The organism is Bradyrhizobium pachyrhizi, from assembly GCF_029714545.1.
GTDB classification, from domain to species: Bacteria; Pseudomonadota; Alphaproteobacteria; order Rhizobiales; family Xanthobacteraceae; genus Bradyrhizobium; species Bradyrhizobium pachyrhizi.
In genome coordinates this window covers 7,819,984-7,837,213 of the sequence record NZ_CP121667.1, presented here as the reverse complement: position 1 = coordinate 7,837,213, position 17,230 = coordinate 7,819,984, and the positions used below count along the sequence as shown (strand labels likewise).

The 17,230-nt window shown below is 63.1% G+C and carries 20 protein-coding genes and 1 tRNA gene; 14 read left to right on the top strand and 7 right to left on the bottom strand.

Features of this window, described 5'->3' with window-relative positions; genetic code table 11:
* Positions 1-6 precede the first annotated feature (6 nt).
* The 5 genes from QA639_RS37055 (at position 7) to QA639_RS42105 (ending at position 4,935) form a co-directional block, all read left to right on the top strand.
* Positions 7-477 carry an aromatic-ring-hydroxylating dioxygenase subunit beta gene (locus QA639_RS37055; protein WP_028332725.1) on the top strand — a complete coding sequence of 157 codons (471 nt, stop codon included), beginning with the start codon at positions 7-9 and terminating at the stop codon, positions 475-477.
* Positions 474-1,463 carry a PdxA family dehydrogenase gene (locus QA639_RS37050; RefSeq protein WP_028332724.1) on the top strand — a complete coding sequence of 330 codons (990 nt, stop codon included), beginning with the start codon at positions 474-476 and terminating at the stop codon, positions 1,461-1,463. The genes QA639_RS37055 and QA639_RS37050 overlap by 4 nt, the downstream gene beginning before the upstream one ends.
* Positions 1,460-2,491, top strand: coding sequence for a 2Fe-2S iron-sulfur cluster-binding protein (locus QA639_RS37045; RefSeq protein WP_157348327.1), 1,032 nt, complete (start codon positions 1,460-1,462; stop codon positions 2,489-2,491). The genes QA639_RS37050 and QA639_RS37045 overlap by 4 nt, the downstream gene beginning before the upstream one ends.
* Positions 2,492-2,527: 36 nt before the next feature.
* Positions 2,528-3,946: an MFS transporter gene (locus tag QA639_RS37040; protein WP_198400317.1), complete on the top strand. Its 1,419-nt coding sequence runs from the start codon at positions 2,528-2,530 to the stop codon at positions 3,944-3,946.
* Positions 3,947-4,665: 719 nt separating this feature from the next.
* The gene (locus QA639_RS42105; protein ID WP_428841115.1) at positions 4,666-4,935 is read left to right on the top strand and encodes a helix-turn-helix domain-containing protein; all 270 of its coding nucleotides are present in this window, start codon (positions 4,666-4,668) and stop codon (positions 4,933-4,935) included.
* Positions 4,936-4,952: 17 nt separating this feature from the next.
* Here QA639_RS42105 and QA639_RS37035 read toward each other — a convergent pair whose 3' ends face one another.
* Both QA639_RS37035 and QA639_RS37030 read right to left on the bottom strand, forming a co-directional pair.
* Positions 4,953-6,323, bottom strand: a complete 1,371-nt coding sequence (locus QA639_RS37035; RefSeq protein ID WP_157348326.1) for a tyrosine-type recombinase/integrase — start codon at positions 6,321-6,323, stop codon at positions 4,953-4,955.
* 211 nt (positions 6,324-6,534) lie between these two features.
* Positions 6,535-6,619, bottom strand: a tRNA-Leu gene (locus QA639_RS37030).
* A gap of 334 nt (positions 6,620-6,953) precedes the next feature.
* Here QA639_RS37030 and QA639_RS37025 point away from each other — a divergent pair.
* Entirely contained in the window at positions 6,954-7,622 is a 669-nt protein-coding gene (locus QA639_RS37025) for an imm11 family protein (protein ID WP_346283748.1), read from the top strand.
* A 113-nt stretch (positions 7,623-7,735) separates the two neighbouring features.
* Positions 7,736-8,305, top strand: coding sequence for a disulfide bond formation protein B (locus tag QA639_RS37020; RefSeq protein WP_050385621.1), 570 nt, complete (start codon positions 7,736-7,738; stop codon positions 8,303-8,305).
* 100 nt (positions 8,306-8,405) lie between these two features.
* Here the strand turns inward: QA639_RS37020 and QA639_RS37015 are convergent, their stop codons facing one another.
* Together QA639_RS37015 and QA639_RS37010 are read right to left on the bottom strand one after the other, a co-directional pair.
* On the bottom strand, positions 8,406-9,491 hold the full coding sequence (locus QA639_RS37015; RefSeq protein WP_428841114.1) for an AbrB family transcriptional regulator: 1,086 nt from the start codon (positions 9,489-9,491) through the stop codon (positions 8,406-8,408).
* Positions 9,492-9,817: 326 nt separating this feature from the next.
* The gene (locus QA639_RS37010; protein ID WP_157348324.1) at positions 9,818-10,099 is read right to left on the bottom strand and encodes a PsiF family protein; all 282 of its coding nucleotides are present in this window, start codon (positions 10,097-10,099) and stop codon (positions 9,818-9,820) included.
* A gap of 207 nt (positions 10,100-10,306) precedes the next feature.
* Between QA639_RS37010 and QA639_RS37005 the strand changes: the two genes are divergently transcribed.
* Positions 10,307-10,792 carry a hypothetical protein gene (locus QA639_RS37005; protein ID WP_283088598.1) on the top strand — a complete coding sequence of 162 codons (486 nt, stop codon included), beginning with the start codon at positions 10,307-10,309 and terminating at the stop codon, positions 10,790-10,792.
* A 222-nt stretch (positions 10,793-11,014) separates the two neighbouring features.
* Here the strand turns inward: QA639_RS37005 and QA639_RS37000 are convergent, their stop codons facing one another.
* On the bottom strand, positions 11,015-11,581 hold the full coding sequence (locus tag QA639_RS37000; RefSeq protein ID WP_157348323.1) for a TetR/AcrR family transcriptional regulator: 567 nt from the start codon (positions 11,579-11,581) through the stop codon (positions 11,015-11,017).
* A gap of 181 nt (positions 11,582-11,762) precedes the next feature.
* Between QA639_RS37000 and QA639_RS36995 the strand changes: the two genes are divergently transcribed.
* From QA639_RS36995 to QA639_RS36970, 6 genes are all read left to right on the top strand, one after another.
* Entirely contained in the window at positions 11,763-12,197 is a 435-nt protein-coding gene (locus tag QA639_RS36995) for an acyl-CoA thioesterase (protein WP_028333533.1), read from the top strand.
* 5 nt (positions 12,198-12,202) lie between these two features.
* Entirely contained in the window at positions 12,203-12,682 is a 480-nt protein-coding gene (locus tag QA639_RS36990) for a PaaI family thioesterase (protein WP_028333532.1), read from the top strand.
* Between the two features lie 480 nt (positions 12,683-13,162).
* Positions 13,163-13,549, top strand: a complete 387-nt coding sequence (locus QA639_RS36985) for a CidA/LrgA family protein (RefSeq protein WP_028333531.1) — start codon at positions 13,163-13,165, stop codon at positions 13,547-13,549.
* On the top strand, positions 13,546-14,268 hold the full coding sequence (locus QA639_RS36980) for an LrgB family protein (RefSeq protein WP_028333530.1): 723 nt from the start codon (positions 13,546-13,548) through the stop codon (positions 14,266-14,268). Before QA639_RS36985 ends, QA639_RS36980 begins: the two co-directional genes overlap by 4 nt.
* A 136-nt stretch (positions 14,269-14,404) precedes the next feature.
* Complete coding sequence (locus QA639_RS36975) at positions 14,405-15,142, top strand: sulfite exporter TauE/SafE family protein (RefSeq protein WP_050385619.1); 738 nt, start codon at positions 14,405-14,407, stop codon at positions 15,140-15,142.
* 36 nt (positions 15,143-15,178) lie between these two features.
* Positions 15,179-15,856 carry a DsbA family protein gene (locus QA639_RS36970; protein ID WP_051376099.1) on the top strand — a complete coding sequence of 226 codons (678 nt, stop codon included), beginning with the start codon at positions 15,179-15,181 and terminating at the stop codon, positions 15,854-15,856.
* Between the two features lie 191 nt (positions 15,857-16,047).
* Here QA639_RS36970 and QA639_RS36965 read toward each other — a convergent pair whose 3' ends face one another.
* Positions 16,048-16,254 carry a hypothetical protein gene (locus QA639_RS36965; protein ID WP_016841536.1) on the bottom strand — a complete coding sequence of 69 codons (207 nt, stop codon included), beginning with the start codon at positions 16,252-16,254 and terminating at the stop codon, positions 16,048-16,050.
* A gap of 63 nt (positions 16,255-16,317) precedes the next feature.
* The gene (locus QA639_RS36960) at positions 16,318-17,205 is read right to left on the bottom strand and encodes a LysR family transcriptional regulator (protein WP_283088597.1); all 888 of its coding nucleotides are present in this window, start codon (positions 17,203-17,205) and stop codon (positions 16,318-16,320) included.
* Positions 17,206-17,230: the final 25 nt, after the last annotated feature.

Sequence of the window (17,230 nt, the reverse complement as noted above, 5' to 3'; positions counted from 1 at the left end):
TGCGCCATGAGTGGTAACTCTCTGCAATACATCACCAAAGCGCAGGCCGATTATGCACGGTGCATCGACGATGATCGTCTTGAGGATTGGCCGAGCCTGTTTCACGGTCCGTGCCTGTACAAAATAACCACCGCGTCAAACTATCGCGACGGGCTCGAGGCCGGCATCGTGTTCGCCAACTCACGCGGCATGCTGACCGATCGCGTCTCCGCTCTGCGCGTAGCCAATATCTACGAGCGGCAGAGCTATCGCCACATCCTCGGTCTGCCGTCGATCCTGTCGGAAGACGGTGCAATGGTGAGGAGCGAGACGCCATTCATGGTGGCGCGCATCCTGCAGGATGGTGACACGTCGATCTATGCCACCGGCCGCTATTTCGACGTCTATGAGATCGTGAGTGGTACAGCGCGACTGCACGAGCGCACGGTGGTGTGTGACAGTTCGCGGATCGACACATTGCTGGCGCTGCCCTTATGACTCCGACAGCTGTCGCACTGACAATCGGTGATCCTAATGGCATCGGCCCCGAAATCGCGGTCAAGGCCGCGATGCTGTGCGCAAAGGTGCAGCCCGACGCGCGTCCGATTCTGGTCGGCGATGAGCACGTAATCCGCTTCTACACGGACAAATTCGCGGCCGGCTGGCCGCTGACACGGGACTGGTCATCCCCTGACAAGCCAACCCTGCGTTATCATCCCGTTGCGGCTTTGGAGCCCAAAGCCTTCCGGCCAGGGCAGGGGTGCGCAGAGGGTGGCCGTGCGACCGTCGCCTATGTCGAGGCGGCGCTCGACCTCATGGCGCGAGGGCGCGCTCACAGTATCGTGGCGTGTCCGCATTCCGAGACCAACGTCAACTCGGCCGGCATCAAGTTTTCCGGTTATCCGAGCTTGCTGGCGCGGTTGAAGAAGGTGCCAGAGGATGAGGTGTTTCTCATGCTGGTCGGCGCAGGGTTGCGCATCGTCCACGTGACGCTGCACGAGCGGCTTGCCGGTGCGCTTGAGCGGATCACGCCTATCTTGATCGAGCGCGCCGTTCGCACAACGATCGATGCATTGAAACGTCAGGGCATTGCCCAACCACGACTTGGCGTGTTTGGCATAAATCCCCACGCAGGCGAAGGCGGTCTATTCGGCGATGATGATGATCGTATCGTCAAGCCGCTGGTCGAGCGGCTGAAGGCGGAAGGCATCGATATCGAGGGGCCGGTGGGCGCCGACTTGATGCTCGGTCGGCAAGGCTTCGATGCGTTCGTGGCGATGTATCACGACCAGGGACACATTCCGATCAAGCTGATGGCGGGCCGGAATTCGGCTGCAATGTCGATCGGTGCCGGTCTGATGTTTTCAAGCGTCGGACATGGCAGCGCCTTCGACATTGCGGGCAAAGGCGTGGCCGATCCGACGCCCGTCCTGCGATGCATCCAGCTCGTCGCAGGCGCCAATCAATTCAAGGAAACAGTATGACGCACACGATCGCGGTCGAAGACGCCGACATCAGCTTTCCCTGCAATGACGGCGAAACGATTCTCGTCGCGGCCGAACGGGCAGGCTACACCATGCCCTATTCATGCAGGAAGGGCGTTTGCGCGTCCTGTGAAGGCTTTCTAAGCAAGGGCAACGTCAAACAGCGATCAAAGGACATCGAGGGTCCCTCCGGCAAGGTGTTGTTCTGCGCGGCGACCGTCAAGAGCGATCTAACTATTCGGCCACGACGAATCCAGCGCCACGATCCGTTGGCGCGGAAGAAAATTCAGGCGAGGGTCTTTCGCATGTCGCGCCCGGCGGATGACGTGGCCATCCTGCAATTGCGCTTTCCGGCCAGTATTCGCGCCAAATTCAAGGCGGGGCAGTATCTCCGCATCCGCACGCCGGATGGTGACGAGCGCAGCTTCTCGATGGCCAACCCTCCGCAGCAGAGCGACGGCGCGCAGTTGCACATTCGGCACGTGCCCGGCGGCGAGTTCTCCGAAAAAGTGCTTGCCTCGTTGCGGCTCGACGACAAGCTCGAGGTCGAGGTGCCGTTCGGCGAGTTTTATCTGCGGGCGGATGAGCAGGCGCGTTACGTGTTCATCGCGACCGGTACCGGCTTCGCGCCTTTGAAATCGATCATCGATGACATGATCCGTCGCAGGCTCAACCGTGAGGTGCGCTTCTATTGGGGTGGACGGAGCGGGGCTGATCTTTATCTCGCGGACACGTGCGAGCAGTGGGCCAAACGATATCCGTGGTTCACCTTCGTTCCGGTGCTATCTCAACCTGACGCCAACTGGACCGGACGTCGCGGCCTGCTGCATGCTGCGGTGCTTGAGGATCTTGCGGATCTGTCGGACAGGCATGTCTATGCCTGCGGCAATCCCATGATGATCGACGCCGCGCGTAGCGAATTCGAGACGAGTGGCGGACTGCCGAGGGATCACTTCTACGCGGACGCGTTCATCCCCAGCGGCTCGTCCGACACGACGCCAGCGCGACTCCTGCAAACGGTCGACTGACGATTGTCCGCACGTCAGTCAGGCCTGCGGCGCGACATGATCGCCTCAGCCCAGCCGACCAAGAACAAAAAACTTATCGGACCAAAGCATTTGGCCAGCAGAGGTGAGGAAATGAGTAGTACCGAGGTTGCTTTCGACGTTCCAACATTCATCAACTCGCGTCGCACTGGCATCACGCAATATGTGGTCGTCGCCTTGTGCGGTCTTGTCATGTTCCTCGATGGCTTCGATACGCAAGCCATCAGCTACATGGCGCCGTCGATCGCAAAAGAGTTCGGGCTCACGAAGCAGCTTCTCGGGCCGATCTTTTCGTCGGCGTTGGCCGGCTTGATGGTCGGTTATCTGCTTGTCTCACCGTTGTCGGATCGCTTCGGTCATCGCAAGCTTGTTGTCATTTCGACGTTTGCATTCGCGCTGCCGACGTTCGCCACGATCTTCGCGACGAATGTCGCCGAATTGATAGTGTTGCGTTTCGTCACTGGCATCGCGCTTGGGTCCGTGATCCCTAGCGCTATTGCGTTGACGACGGAGTTCAGTCCCGCTCGCTTGCGCGCGACGTTCGTGTTGGCAATCTATTGCGGATTCTCGCTCGGCTTCGTCGCTGCGGGCGCGGTCGCAGCCTGGTCTATCCCTGAATATGGCTGGCGATCGATGCTGTGGATCGGCGCGGCTGCGCCCACGGTCGTCGCAATCCTGACGCTTATGTTCTTACCCGAGTCGATGGACTTCCTGATCCGCACGAATGCGAAGCCGGATGCCGTCTGGCGTGTGGTGCGTCGAGTGGATCGAGCGTTGCCGGTGCAGGGGCCGGCGCAGTTCGTCACTGACGTGGCTGAGCGGCGCAGCGCGGTTGGAAGTCTATTTTCGTCCGGTCGCGGCGTCGGAACACTGGTGATATGGGCCGTGTTCATGCTCAATCTCGCAGAATTCTACGCGCTGCAAAGCTGGCTGCCGTCAATGCTGACGAATGTCGGCCATTCTCTCAACACAGTCGCGCTCGCCACCACAATGACCACCGTCGGTGGCATCGTCGCCGCATTCGCGATTGGACCGGCGATGGATCGTATCGGACCCTACGGGTCCCTTGCCACGGTTTATCTGGCCGGCGTTCTGTTTGTTGTCTTGTTCGGCTATTCGATCGACAAGCAGAGCTGGATGATGGTGGCGGCGGCATTTTGCGCTGGCTTTTGCATCAGCGGCGGACAGAAGAGCGTGATCGCGTTGGCGGCGATTTACTATCCGACCTCGATCAGGTCCACCGGCGTGGGCTGGGCTCTCGGGATAGGCAGACTAGGCGGCATCGGTGGGCCGCTGTTGATTGGGGCCTTGCTCGCGTATCACCTCAGCGCGCAGCACATTCTCTATGTCGCCAGTGTCCCGATGCTGATCGCCGGATTGCTCATTCTCATGCTCGGACATTGGTGCGGACGGGATAGAATGAAAGATCAGGGTTGAGCGAGTCGGTGCTTCGCCAAACGACGGTTCCGAACTCCATTGCTTCGTTAGTTTGTCCGCTATTCGTCGGCAGATCGCGCTTCGGTCGGTCCTGACGGGAGGGCCCCCTCCCGTTGGGAGGTATCGCCAACGCGTGAGCTCGACGGAACGTGGGGCTTGCCGACAACGTGTCGAAATTGTCGGGAAACCCCCGCAATCTTACCGAGAGGCGAGATTCTTTGCCGCGATGAAGCGCGGAGCGATGAACAGCAATTGGCTCGTTCATCCTCTCAATTTGGCTAACCGCGGGCTGAGCGCGAGCCGCCCACGAACGAAACCAGCACGTATCTGGTGCGGTTTCTGGTGCGGCCGCCGCGCTAGGAGCATTGAGAATCCAGCAAGCTATTGATCTCATTGGTGGGCCCGGCAGGACTCGAACCTGCAACCAGACCGTTATGAGCGGTTGGGCTGACGCGACCTAGCAATATCTTCGCGCATCGATCTTGCAGACGGGCCTATTCTGGCGCTTGGACTGCTCACGCTTTATTGAACTGTTACACCACATGCGTCGAAGTTTGCCAGAGCTTGATGTGCATATGGCGTAACTCGATTGAAATTGCCGCGGCTCAGTTCGCCAATTTTTCAAAGCCGTTGAAGTGTCTCACTATTGCGTTTTGTATCATCCGATCTGTCTCCTACGCGCTGTAACCAAGCGACCGCCTTCGTGACAAGGAGAGACTATGACGGATGCCACCCTGAGGGAGGATGGGCGGAGACCGCCGTTTTCGCCTACGAATGATCGCGACGGGAAAGTGGTCCCGTTTCGCGAGCGGCTCAGCTGCACGGTGGACGAAGCTTGCGTGGTAACGGGCTTGGGACACACAAAGCTTTATGAGCTGATAGGATCTGGCCAGCTTATCACGACAACAATCGGCCGTCGGCGCTTGGTGCTAGTGCGATCGCTTCTCGAGCTTGTGGACACAACTATCTCGACGCGACCAAAGCCTTAATCATCCTGATAGTTCATTTAACGCTGCGCGCCACCTTTGATCGGCATCACCCTGTTGGGATCGAGCCACTGGTCGATCCGATCAGCCCAATGCTGCATCAGCTTCGTGCGCGAGCCGATCAGCGCGAGTGGTCCGTGCTTCTTGTAGAGACCTTCCACAGTAGAGTTGTCGAGATGCGCGAGCTGCAGCTCGACGACATCGCCGTCCCATGCCTTGGCGTCCTTGATTTCTTCGTGGTGGGACAGGGTCGAGAAGGTCGTCCGGAATCCGTGGGCACAATGATCAGTCTTGGTGTCAATGCCAAGCAGCCGCAAGCGCTTGTTGAGCGTGTTGTTCGACAGCGGCGCATCCCTTGAGCTGGAAAACGCGTATCGGCGATGGCCGGTTAGCTTCTGAACGCTCCGTAGGACTGCGAGGGCCTGCCGTGACAAGGGCACGACATGGTCCCAGCCGGTCTTCATCTTGGCGGCTGGAACAGTCCAACGTTCGGCGTCCCAATCGACCTCGCTCCACTCCATTTCATTGACCATGCCGGGGCGGGGAACGGTCAGCGCATCGAATCGCAACCCAAGGCCAACAACGTCACCAAACCTCGCTCTCGTCCACGGTGCGCTGATGAGCTTGAAGACGCGCGTCACGTCACGTGGTTCGGTGACGCCGGGACGCGGCGTCGAAATGTTGGCAATCATCTGCCCATTCAGGTTGCGGAACGGATTGTAGCCGTCGCCTTCGACATCGGCATAGTTGCAGATTTGCTCGCCGATGCTGCGCACGCGGTCGCGGGTTTCCAGCTTTCCCGCGGCTTCGTATGAACGCATAAAGGCGAGCACGTCTGGACGCTTGATATCCAGCCTGCACAGCTTGCCGAAGCGAGCTTTGACGTAGCCGACGCGCAGCTTAAGCACCTCGATGGTCTTGGCGTCACGGACCGCGACGATCCTGCCGCGTTTGACTTTCTCCAACTTCTTCTTCGCGAGCCACTCGTCGGCCCATTCCTCGAAAGGCCGGGCCGCCTTCTGCCTGTGCTTTTCGAGCTGCTTCTCGGTGCTCGGGTCTTTGCCGTTCTTGAGCAGATCTTTGGCTTTGTCGCGCTCGCGCCGCGCGTCGGCGAGCGAGAACGTGCCGTCCTTGCCGTTGCCGTAAGGACCGATGGAGTAGGTTTTCTGGCGGCTGTGGAAGCGGTAGCCCATCCGCCAGAGCTTGGAGGCAGGCTTGCCGGGCCTGGTTTCGTCGGGCGTGACGAAGAGATAGAGACCTCCACCGGTCGCGTCGGAAATCTTGGCGGCGCTCCACGCGCCATTGTCGAATCGTGGTTGCGCGGCGCGGCAGTCGACGTCGGTTCTGATCTGCTTGGGGTTGGCGCACGCGCCACCGTTCTTGCGGGCCATCGGCTCAATTCCTTCATTCGGAATAGCGAAAGTCGCCGTGAACGTTTGTTCTCCCGATACCAACAAAAATACCAACAAATCGGCCGGCTGGGATCGGATGAGAACAAACGGTGACGAACACCGATGTACGCGTAAAGCCCTGTTTTTCAAGGGTTTCCGAGCATCGCGCGGACGGTTGCGAACGATTTGGAACGGGCCTGAACGGCCTGGTTGGTGCCCCTGGCCGGAATCGAACCAGCACTCCTTGCGGAACTCGATTTTGAGTCGAGCGCGTCTACCAGTTCCGCCACAGGGGCATTCGCAATGGTCCCGGCCGGGAAGGCCGGGGGTCGCGAAGCGCGGCGGACTATAGCGAGTGGCCCGTCACGGTCAACCCGCGCGGGCGGGATGTCCCGCGCCCCGGCGCCGGAATTTCCGGGGGGTGTGACCCCAAGGACGACGCAAAGCCGTCGCCCGTCCGTATGGCAGTCACGGAAGAGTTTGCCCGGCGGCGGCCGCCGCTGCCACCGTCCCCAAGCCTGGCCGCGGTTGCGGCAACCTACTTCGAGACGGAGGCGCGAGCGTAACGGTATTGTCCGGTTCGTCGATCTCGATGACGCACGGGGCACTTGAAGCAAGGGGCACTTGAACATGGTGTGGGGATGGTACGAGCGCAGCCAATTCGGCGACTTCTTCCCGAACGGCGACTATGTGGGCTGGGAGGAAGGCCTCAAGCAATATTTCGACGAGCAGATGTCTGTGGAGCAAAGGGCGGCGCTGAACGACTGGCACGTCGCTTACATCGGGGAGGTGGCTCGCAAGTTCAGGGAGGACAGGGGCCTGCTCGAGCCGCACGAATCCCCGTTGGAATTCAGGATGGAGGAGTCGCGCAAATCGCTCGGATCGCTGCTGCATTTGACCAACGGCGTCCGTGCCGTCGATGCAACCTTGCACGCCATCATTGAGAAGTTGGAGCCGGGCGTGCACCAGTTCTGGCCGCTACGGATCACCACGCCGAAGGGCAAGGACTACCCCGTTCCGTATTACGGCATCATTGTCCGCCGTTACATCGACAGCTTCGTGCCGGAACAAAGCGCCGTCCATCAGGTGTCGGAGGGATCAACGGCGTATTTTGCAAACAATCCCACGAAAAAGGGCTATGGCAGTCTGACGGTCTTGAAGCGTGTCAGCGCCGGCGCCCATCTCTGGCATGAACGCAGGCTGCTCAATCCGAGTCTTTTCTTTTCCGATGAGCTGCAGGCGGCGATGACCCAGTGGGGCCTGCGCGTTCCCACGCATCATCGACTGAACGCGATCTGACCGCGGCGGACGGCGGCCGTCACGGTCAACCCGCGCGGATGTGATTGTCCCGCGCCTCGACAGCGGTATTTTCACGCGATACGACCGCAATCGACGACCTTGGAGCAGGGCCCATGACCCTCCCGAACGATGCTCGCAGGAGGACCGACGTGACTATTGCCGCCGCCCATCCGTCGCATGCTTCCGCCGGCAATCCGGCGCTGACCTCGGCGCTGGCGATTGCCGTGATCGCGGCGGCGACCCTGGCCGGCGCCTGGTTCTTCCAGCTCGTGCTGGAGATCATGCCCTGTCCGCTCTGCCTCGAGCAGCGCTATGCCTATTACCTCGCGGTGCCGCTCGGCGCCGTGGTGGCGCTCGCGGCCGCCCGCGGCGCGCCGCGTCCGGTGCTGCTCGCGGGCCTCGTGATCCTCGGCCTCGCCGCGCTCGCCAATGCCGGGCTCGGTACCTATCACGCCGGTGTCGAATGGGGATTCTGGCCGGGGCCGACCGATTGCACCGGCCCGATGGTGGATTTCGGCAAGGCCGGCTCGCTGCTGGACCAGCTCGACAAGGTCAAGGTGGTGCGCTGCGACGAGGTGCAGTGGCGCTTCCTCGGCATTTCGCTGGCCGGTTACAACGTGCTGATCTCGCTCGCGATGGCCGCGATCGCCGGTTGGGGCGTGATGCGAGCCGCGAAGGCCTGAGCCAGTAGGGTGGGTAGAGCGAAGCGAAACCCACCATTTCTCTTTAGGCGCGACGAAAGCGATGGGTTTCGCTGCGCTCTACCCATCCAACGCTTTCGAGCTAATCGTCGACGTCGTCCTGCGGCCGGCCGAACAGATGGATGATGCCCGGCGTCGAGATGGTGACGAACAGGAAGCGCGACAGATGATGCGCGCCGACGAAGATCGGGTCGATGTGCAGCGTCAACGCCAGCGCCAGCATCGCGTCCATCGCGCCGGGGGCAAAGGCGACCACGGCGTCGGCGAGCCGCACATGGGTGGTGAAGCCGATCACCGCGACGAACACGGCCGAGATCAGGATGGCAATCGCAAACGAGCCGAGCCCGGCATTGACGTGACTGAGCAGCGTCGAGGTCTTCATCCGCGCGAAGCGGGTGCCGATGATGGCGCCGATGCCGACCAGCGCGACGTTGCGGAGCCAGGGCGGCAGGCCGCCATCGACCAGCCCGGAGCCGTGCAGCAGGCTGGAGGCGAGCATCGCGCCGAACATCCAGCTGGCGGGGAATTTGATCCAGCGCAGCAGCAGCGAGACGCCGATCGATAAGGCGACAAGCGCGACGAGGCCGAACGGCGAGGCGATCGAGGTCGGCAATGGCGGCGGCGCGGCATGTGTCACCCCGGTCAGCGCCAGCACCAGCGGCAGCGCGGCGGTCAAGATGATCACGCGCATGGTCTGCACCACCGCGATCGCCGCGACGTCGGCGCCCTTTTCCGCGGCAAGGATCGTGATCTGCGACAGCGCGCCCGGGCTGCCGGCAAGGAAAGCCGAGGTCTGGTCCCAGCCATGGACGCGTTGCAGATATAGGCTCGAGCCGAAGGTCGAGCAGAACGTCGCCAGCGCCAGCAGGCCGATGGTGAGCGGATAGGAGCTCATGTGCTGCAGCAATTGCTGCGACATCAGCGAGCCGAGGGAGATGCCGAGCAACAGCAGCACCGATTGCGTCAGCACCGCCGGCACCGCGAGCGGCCGTCCGGCCAATGCGGCGATCGCGACCGCGACCATCGCCCCCGAGATCAGGCCGCCCGGCAATTCTGCCCACAGAAACAGCAAGCCGCCGACGGTGCCGATGACGAGGGTCTCGAGCCCGTTCAGGACTTTGCTGCGGTCGGGAATGGCCGTTGCCATCGAAGCGCGGATCAGGGTCACGCCGCCTTATGGCAAATTCGCGTGAACGCGACAAATGCATCTCGCGATTGCAGCATTGCGCCCCGGCTCGCCCGGCGCACAGATTTTCACCCTTCGAAACGCGCCGGGGATTGCGATCAGTATCGCCACAAACTCGTCATGTCCGGGCAGAAGCGCGAAGCGCGTCTTCGCGGAGGTGTCCCGGCAATCAACGCCTTTTCCACGCGCAAGCCAACACGTCGATGCCCGGCACAAGGCCGGGCATCACGGGGTCGTCGAGGGATCGAGCGCATGTGCGATTGCCCTCCCCGATGGGGAGAGCGAATCGCATCAAACCGGTCCGGACGTTACTTCGTCGCCGCCGGCGCAGCGGCGGCGCCGCCCGACTTCTCCTTCTTGCATTCGGAGCGGAATTTCTTGCGCTCCTTGCCGTGCAGCCCCTTGGCGTCGGCTTCCTTCGAGCATTCCAGCGACTCCGCGGTGCGCTGCTTCTTCTCGGCCGGCGCCTTGGTCTCGGCCTTGGGAGCGGCGTCCTTGGCGGCGGGCGCGGCCGTTTGCGCGAAAGCTCCGCCCATCAGCAGCAGGGAGGCAAGGGCGGTTGCGGACGCGAGCATGGAAATCGTCTTCATGGGGCACCTCGTGAGGGAAAGAGGGCCGAAACGTCGCGCGACGATGCTGAACCGTGGATGAACATGCAGCGGTCCCGCCGCCACAATATTTTAAAGCGCAGGCGCGCTGGCGCGTTGTCGCAAGTCGGGGTTGCGCTAGGATAATGGTCTTACGCCAATGCCCCCACGGGAAACCAACGGGAAACCAGGGATGACGGGAGACCAGGGATGACCATTCAGACCAGATTGTTGTGCGTGCTTGCGGTGTCGGGCTTTGCAGCCTTTGCGGCGAGCGCGCCGGCGCAGGCCCTGACCGCGCAGGAATGCAGCGCCAAGTACCAGGCGGCCAAGTCGGCCGGCACCCTCGGCGGCCAGAAGTGGAATGATTTCCGCAAGGCGCAGTGCGGCGCCGACGCGACCCCGGCTGCGGCGCCCGCCGCTCCGCCGCCGGCAGCCGCCGCGCCCGCTCCGGCCGCGCCGAAGGAAGCCAAGCAGGCGCCCGCCGCGGCACCCGCCGCGCCGGCAGGACCCGCCGTATTTCCGAACGCCATCGATCCCAAATACGCCAAGGAGTCCGAAGGCAAGGGACGCATGCACACCTGCGTCGACCAGTACAACGCCAACAAGGCCAACGGCGGCAATGGCGGCCTGAAGTGGATCCAGAAGGGCGGCGGCTATTACAGCGAATGCAACAAGCGCCTGAAGGGCGCCTGAGCGAGCCGACCGAGTTTGGCGAGCGGCCGGCGTCAGCCGGCCGCTTTTTGTGGCGCTGCGCTCCCTCTCCCCGTTCTTACGGGGAGAGGGTTGGGGTGAGGGGCTGCCTCCGCGATACGGTGATAGACGCGCCTGTGGAGACTCCCCCTCACCCGGAACGCATCTGAACGATGCGCTCCGGCCTCTCCCCGCACGCGGGGCGAGGTGAAGACAGACTCCGCCTTATCTTGCTCTACTGCTTTCCGTCAGCAGCTTGTCCGCCGACTGCGTCAGCAATTGCGCGCGCTTGCGCGGGCCGCGCTCGAGAAACAGCAGGCTCTGGCCGAAGATGAAGCAGTAGAACAGGAAGGCCTGCGCATCGGCCTCTTCAATCGGCAGCCCGGTGGCGCGATAGAGCTGGGCGACATTCTTCAGCCGCGCGGCATCGACGCTCGCGGCGGCGGCGGCAGCGGCCTCATCGGTGCGCGCCCATTGCCGGATCGCGAGCTCGACCGCCATCGCCTCGGTGTTCATGCGCTCCGAATACAGCGTGATGATCGCCTTCAGCCGCTCGCGCGCACTGGCGCCGTCGAGCGCGGTGTGCTTCTCGATCGATGCGATGCGGCCGTCGCGCCAGCGTGTCAGCATGGCCTCGAGCAGCGCGGCGCGATCCCTGAAGCGGCGGTAGAAGCCGCCCTTGGTGATGCCGAGATTCTTGGCCAGTACCTCGACCCGTACGCCGTCGACCCCGCTATGGGCGAGTTCGGCGAAGCCGGCCGCGACCCAGACGTCGCCTTTGCTTTCAGTCATGCGATCTCCGCGCATCATAATGCGCGATGGGATCGTCATCGCGCATTAATCGCTTGTCTGTGCATGATCTTTTCGGAAAACCGCTTCGCACTTTTCCGGATCATGCTTTGATACGGTGCCGTATTGCTAGCCTGCTTCGTCCCTGATACGCTACCGTATCAAAAATCGAAGGAGGAATCCGATGGAGGGCGAGGCGACGTACCGCGGCACGGTCTATCCCTGGCACTGCGACCATATCGGCCACATGAACGTCATGTGGTATGTCGGCAAGTTCGACGAGGCGAACTGGAACATGTTCGCGCGGCTCGGCCTGACGCCGAGCTATCTGCGCGAGTCCGGTTGCGGCATGGCCGCCGTGCAGCAGAACATCTCCTACAAGCGCGAGCTGCTCGCCGGCGACCTCGTCGAGGTCAAGAGCCGGCTGGTCGAGTTCCGCGACAAGTCGATCCGTATCCTGCACGAGATGCGCAATGCGGAGACCGGCGAGATCGCCGCGACCTGCGAGATCGCGGCCGTGCATATCGACCGTGCGGCGCGCAGATCGGCGCCGTTTGCACCGGCGATCCGCTACGCCGCGATGCCGCATCTCGTGCCTTCAGAGCCCGCAATCGCGTGACCGCCATGCCCCGTTTCGAGCCGAAGAATCCCGATTACCGTGCGGTTGCGACCGATACGTTCGCGCGCCAGCGCGCGATGCAGACGCTTGGCATCTCGATCGCGCGCATGGAGCCCGGCGAGGTCGATCTTGCGATGCCCTATGCGCCAGAGTTCTGCCAGCAGAACGGCTTCGTGCATGCCGGAATCATCACCGCGGGCCTCGACAATGCCTGCGGCATCGCCGCCTTCACGTTGATGCCCGAAGGCTCCGACATCCTCACCGTGGAGTTCAAGACCAATCTCTTGGCGCCGGCCCGCGGCGAGCGGTTCGTGTTCCGCGGCGTCGTGGTCAAGCCCGGCCGCACACTAACGGTCTGCGACGGCCGCGCCTATGCGATCCAGGACGGCGTCGAGACGTTGGTCGCGACCATGAGCGGCACGCTGATGGCGCTGCAAAGGCGGGAGTCGCCGGCGATGAGCGGAGCTTCATCTCCGTCACCCTGAGGAGCCGCGAAGCGGCGTCTCGAAGGGTCGACGGCCCCACTCTCGGTCGTCAGGAAACAACATGCGGAAACATCTGGGCCGTGCATCCTTCGAGGCGCGCAAGAGCGCGCACCTCCAGCGACAAAGGCGAAGCCTTTGTGCGGGGATGACGGGGCTGGTCGAGGCGCGTGTTGCTTTCGCAGGGACGATTGTGGATGCAGGCCGCGCCACACACCCGTGTCGTCCTGGCGAAGGCCAGGACCCATTACCCCGAATCTCAATTGTTGCGCTTGCTGGGGCCACGATCCCGGTCATCACCGAATGCGGTGGTTATGGGTCCCTGCTTTCGCAGGGACGACAAGCGGGGATGACGGTTTGAGAAGGTGTGACGGATTTGAGAGCGGCGGCGCCCAAGATCTGCGCACGCATTCAAGACCCGCGCATTGACAAGGTCCTGCCACAACGACCTGATAGGCGGATGTCTCGCGTGAGCTTCCTGTCATGATCGCCAGCCTCAGCCTGATCCTGCTCTGCCAGCTGGTCGGCGAAGTCGCCGTGCGCGCGCTGGCGGTACCGGTGCCGGGCCCGGTGGTTGGCCTCGTGCTGCTGCTGTTGCTGCTGTTGGCGCGCGACCGCTTTCCGGCGCTGGCGCGCGGGCCGCTCGGCGATGACGGTGTCGAGAGCGCGAGCCGCGGCATGCTCGCCAATCTCTCGCTGCTGTTCATTCCGGCCGGCGTCGGCGTGGTGCAGAAGCTCGATCTGCTCGCCGAGCACGGCATCGCCGTCCTGGTGATCCTCGCGGTTTCGGTCATCGTCACCCTGCTGGCGACGGTTGCAACCTTCGTTGCGGCGAGCAGCCTGTTTTCGCGCGAGGAGGAGAGGCTGTGAGCGACAATCCGTTCTCGCTTTGGGTCTACCTTTCGCAGTCGCCGCTGCTCTGGCTGACGGTGACGCTGTTGACCTACGCGGCGGCTGACGCGGTATCGTTGAAGACAAGGCGGCATCCGCTCGCCAATCCCGTGCTGCATTCGGTGTGGATCATCGGTGTGTTCCTGCTGCTGACCGGGACCTCCTACACCACCTATTTTGCCGGCGCGCAGTTCGTGCACTTCCTGCTCGGGCCGGCGACGGTGGCGCTCGCGGTGCCGCTCTACGAGAATCGCCGGCGGGTCGCGGCGGCGATCCTGCCGATGCTGGTTGCGCTCGCGATCGGCTCACTGACGGCGATCGTCTCGGTGGTGTTGCTGGCGCAGGCGTTCGGGCTGCCGCGCGACGTCATCCTGTCGCTGGCGCCGAAATCGGTCACCGCCGGCGTCGCGATGGGCATCAGCGAATCCCTGCACGCCGATCCCTCGCTGACCGCGGTGTCGGTGATCCTCACCGGCATCATGGGCGCGATCATCGTCACGCCCCTGATGAACTTCACCGGCATCACGGACTTTCGCGCCCGCGGCTTTGCGGCGGGCATCGCTGCCCATGGCATCGGCACCGCGCGCGCCTTCCAGGTCGACGAGGTCGCCGGCGTCTTTGCCGGGATCGCGATGAGCCTGAATGCGCTGGTCACCACGCTGCTGGTGCCGCTGGCTGTGACATATCTGCTGCGCTGATCCCGGCTGCAGGGCAGTTTTGTGCTATTGGTATGGCGTTGAGCAGCAAATCCTTCTAGGGTCGCCGCCTCAAACGCGAGTCTGTTCCCCCTTGGTCTTCTCCGCAACTCAAAGCGCGCTTGGACTGGCATCGGGCATGCTGGTCGGTTTTTCGCTGGGCCTGGTCGGCGGCGGCGGCTCGATCCTTGCCGTGCCGCTGATGGTCTATGTGGTCGGCGTGCCGGAGCCGCATGTCGCGATCGGCACCTCGGCGATCGCGGTGGCGGCCAACGCCGCGGTCAATCTCTCCAACCACGCCCGCGGCGGCACCGTGATCTGGTCCTGCGCGCTGGTGTTCGCGCTGTCGGGCATGCTGGGCGCGTTCGGCGGCTCGATCCTCGGCAAGATGCTGGAGGGGCAGAAGCTGCTCGCGCTGTTCTCGCTGGTGATGCTGGCCATCGCGGGCCTGATGCTCAAGAACCGCGCGCGGGTCGGGCTGACCGACGTCAAGATCTCGATGTCCAACATGCCCGCGATCATCGGCCTCGGGCTTGCCACCGGAACCATGTCCGGCTTCTTCGGCATCGGCGGCGGCTTCCTGATCGTCCCGGCCCTGATGCTGGCGACCGGGATGCCGATCATGAACGCGGTGAGTTCCTCGCTGGTTGCCGTCACCGCCTTCGGCATGACCACGGCCCTGAGCTATGCGTGGTCCGGGCTGGTGTCGTGGGGCCTGGCGGGGCTATTCGTCGCCGGCGGCATCGCGGGCGGCCTTTTGGGCACACGCAGCGCCCGGCACCTGTCGGAACGGCGCGGCGCGCTTAATATCGTGTTTGCGACTGTGATTATCGTGGTGGCGATCTATATGCTGCTGCGTAACATCAATGTGTCCTGAACGTAGAAGGGCGAAGAGCTCTTGCGAAAGCCAGCCATGATCCAACTGACGAAATCGCCCCTGATCAACGCCGGTGCCACCCGCCGCGGCGCGCTCGGCCTGATCGGTGCCGGCATCGCGCTCATGGCCGCGGGCGCCGCGCGCGCCGAGGACGACAATGTCCTGACCGAGGAGCAGGTGCTGCGCGATCCGGATATTCCGGTGATCGGCAATCCCAAGGGCGACATCACCATCGTCGAATGGTTCGACTACAACTGTCCCTATTGCCGCAAGCTCGCGCCGGAACTCCGCCAGGTGGTGCAGGACGACGGCAAGGTTCGCCTCGTGCTGAAGGATTGGCCGATCCTCGGGCCGGTCTCCAAGGTCGCGGCGCGGATGGCGCTGGCAGCGAAGTACCAGAACAAGTTCGACGTCGCACATGAGGCGATGATCTCGGTCAATTCGCGCATCACCGAGCCGCGCATCGCCGAGTTGCTCTCGGGCGCCGGCCTCGACATGGACCGCCTGAAGAAGGATCACGACGCCAACGCCAAGGCGATCGACGCGATCCTTTCGCGCAACAACGAGCAGGCGCTGGCGTTCGGCTTCAACGGCACGCCGTCATTCATCGTCGGCAAGTACCGCGTGCCGGGCGTGCTCAGCATGGATCAGTTCGAGCAGGTGATCGCAGACGCCCGCAAGGCCAATATGGGTCGCAAGACCGAGCAGAATTAGCCTTCGGCGCCTTCTGTTGAGGAGCGCTGACGGGTCCGTGCGAAGTGCTCGTCTCGTTGATTTTCGTCATGGCCGGGCTTGTCCCGGCCATCCACGTCTTTCCGTCGAAGCGAAGCAAAGACGTGGATGCCCGGCACGAGGCCGGGCATGACAGGTTTTGCGGATATGATTGTGTCGGCTTGAAGCAATCGTTACTTCGCCGCGATCTTGTCCCACTGCTCGCGGGTGCGCGTCTTCAGCAGGTTCCAGTCATGCGCTGCGACGTCCCAATTGACGATGGTGCGCGTGTCCTGCGCCACCTCGCCATTGGCGACGCTCGATGTCCGCATGGAATCGTAGACGTAGACGCCACATATCAGCAGCAGCGCGCCCAAAATCATGCCGAAAAAGGTCCGCATCGCTCAATCCCTCCGGTGTCGGAAGCATAACGTCGCCGGGCTCGCTGTGGTTCCGGCGATCGATCAACTGCGCGCGAACGCCCGCATCACGTAGTCGATGAACACGCGCACGCGCGGCGAAAGCTGACGGTTGCGCGGATAGAGCAGGTTTACCGGCACCGAGGGCGGCGGACATTGCTGCAGCACCGCGACCAGCGTTCCGTTTGCCAGATCGGTTTCGGCATGGAAGCACGGCACCTGCACGAGGCCGAGGCCGAGTTTGGCGCTCGCCAGATAACTCTCGGGTCCCGTTACCGACATCGGCGCGGGCAGCGGAAACTGCTTCAGCGCGCCGTCGATCACGAACTCCATCGGCCGCAGGCGTCCGGTGGTCAGCGAGCGGATGCCGATCATGCGATGGCCGTCGAGCGCGAACGGATCGACCGGCGTGCCGAAGCGCGCAAGATAATCCGGCGTCGCGCAGGTCAACCGTTCGAGCATCGTGACCTGCCGCGCGATCATGTCGCTGTCGGGCAGCTTGCCGAAGCGCAGCACGCAGTCGACGCCTTCGCGGATCAGATCGACCCAGCGGTCGCTCTCGCTCATGTTGATCTCGATATCAGGATATTCGGCGAGGAAGCCCGGCAGGTTCGGCAGCAGGAAGTGCCGCGCCAGCGTGCCCTGCACCTCGAGCCGCAGTAGCCCCTTCGGCCGCGCGCCGCCGAACGCGCCCTCGGCGTCTTCGAGGTCCGCGATCAGCGACAGGCAGCGGCGGTAGTGCGCCTCGCCATCGAGCGTCGGGCGCACCGTGCGCGTGGTGCGCTCGAGCAGCCGCACGCCGAGCCGCGCCTCCAGCCCCTTCACTGCGTCCGTCACCGTCGAGCGTGGCAGACCCAGATCCTCGGCGGCGAGCGAAAAGCTGCGCCGCTCGACCACCCGGGAGAACACGCGCATCGCGTCGAAACGGTCCATCAATTATCCGGCATTGACGAATAGT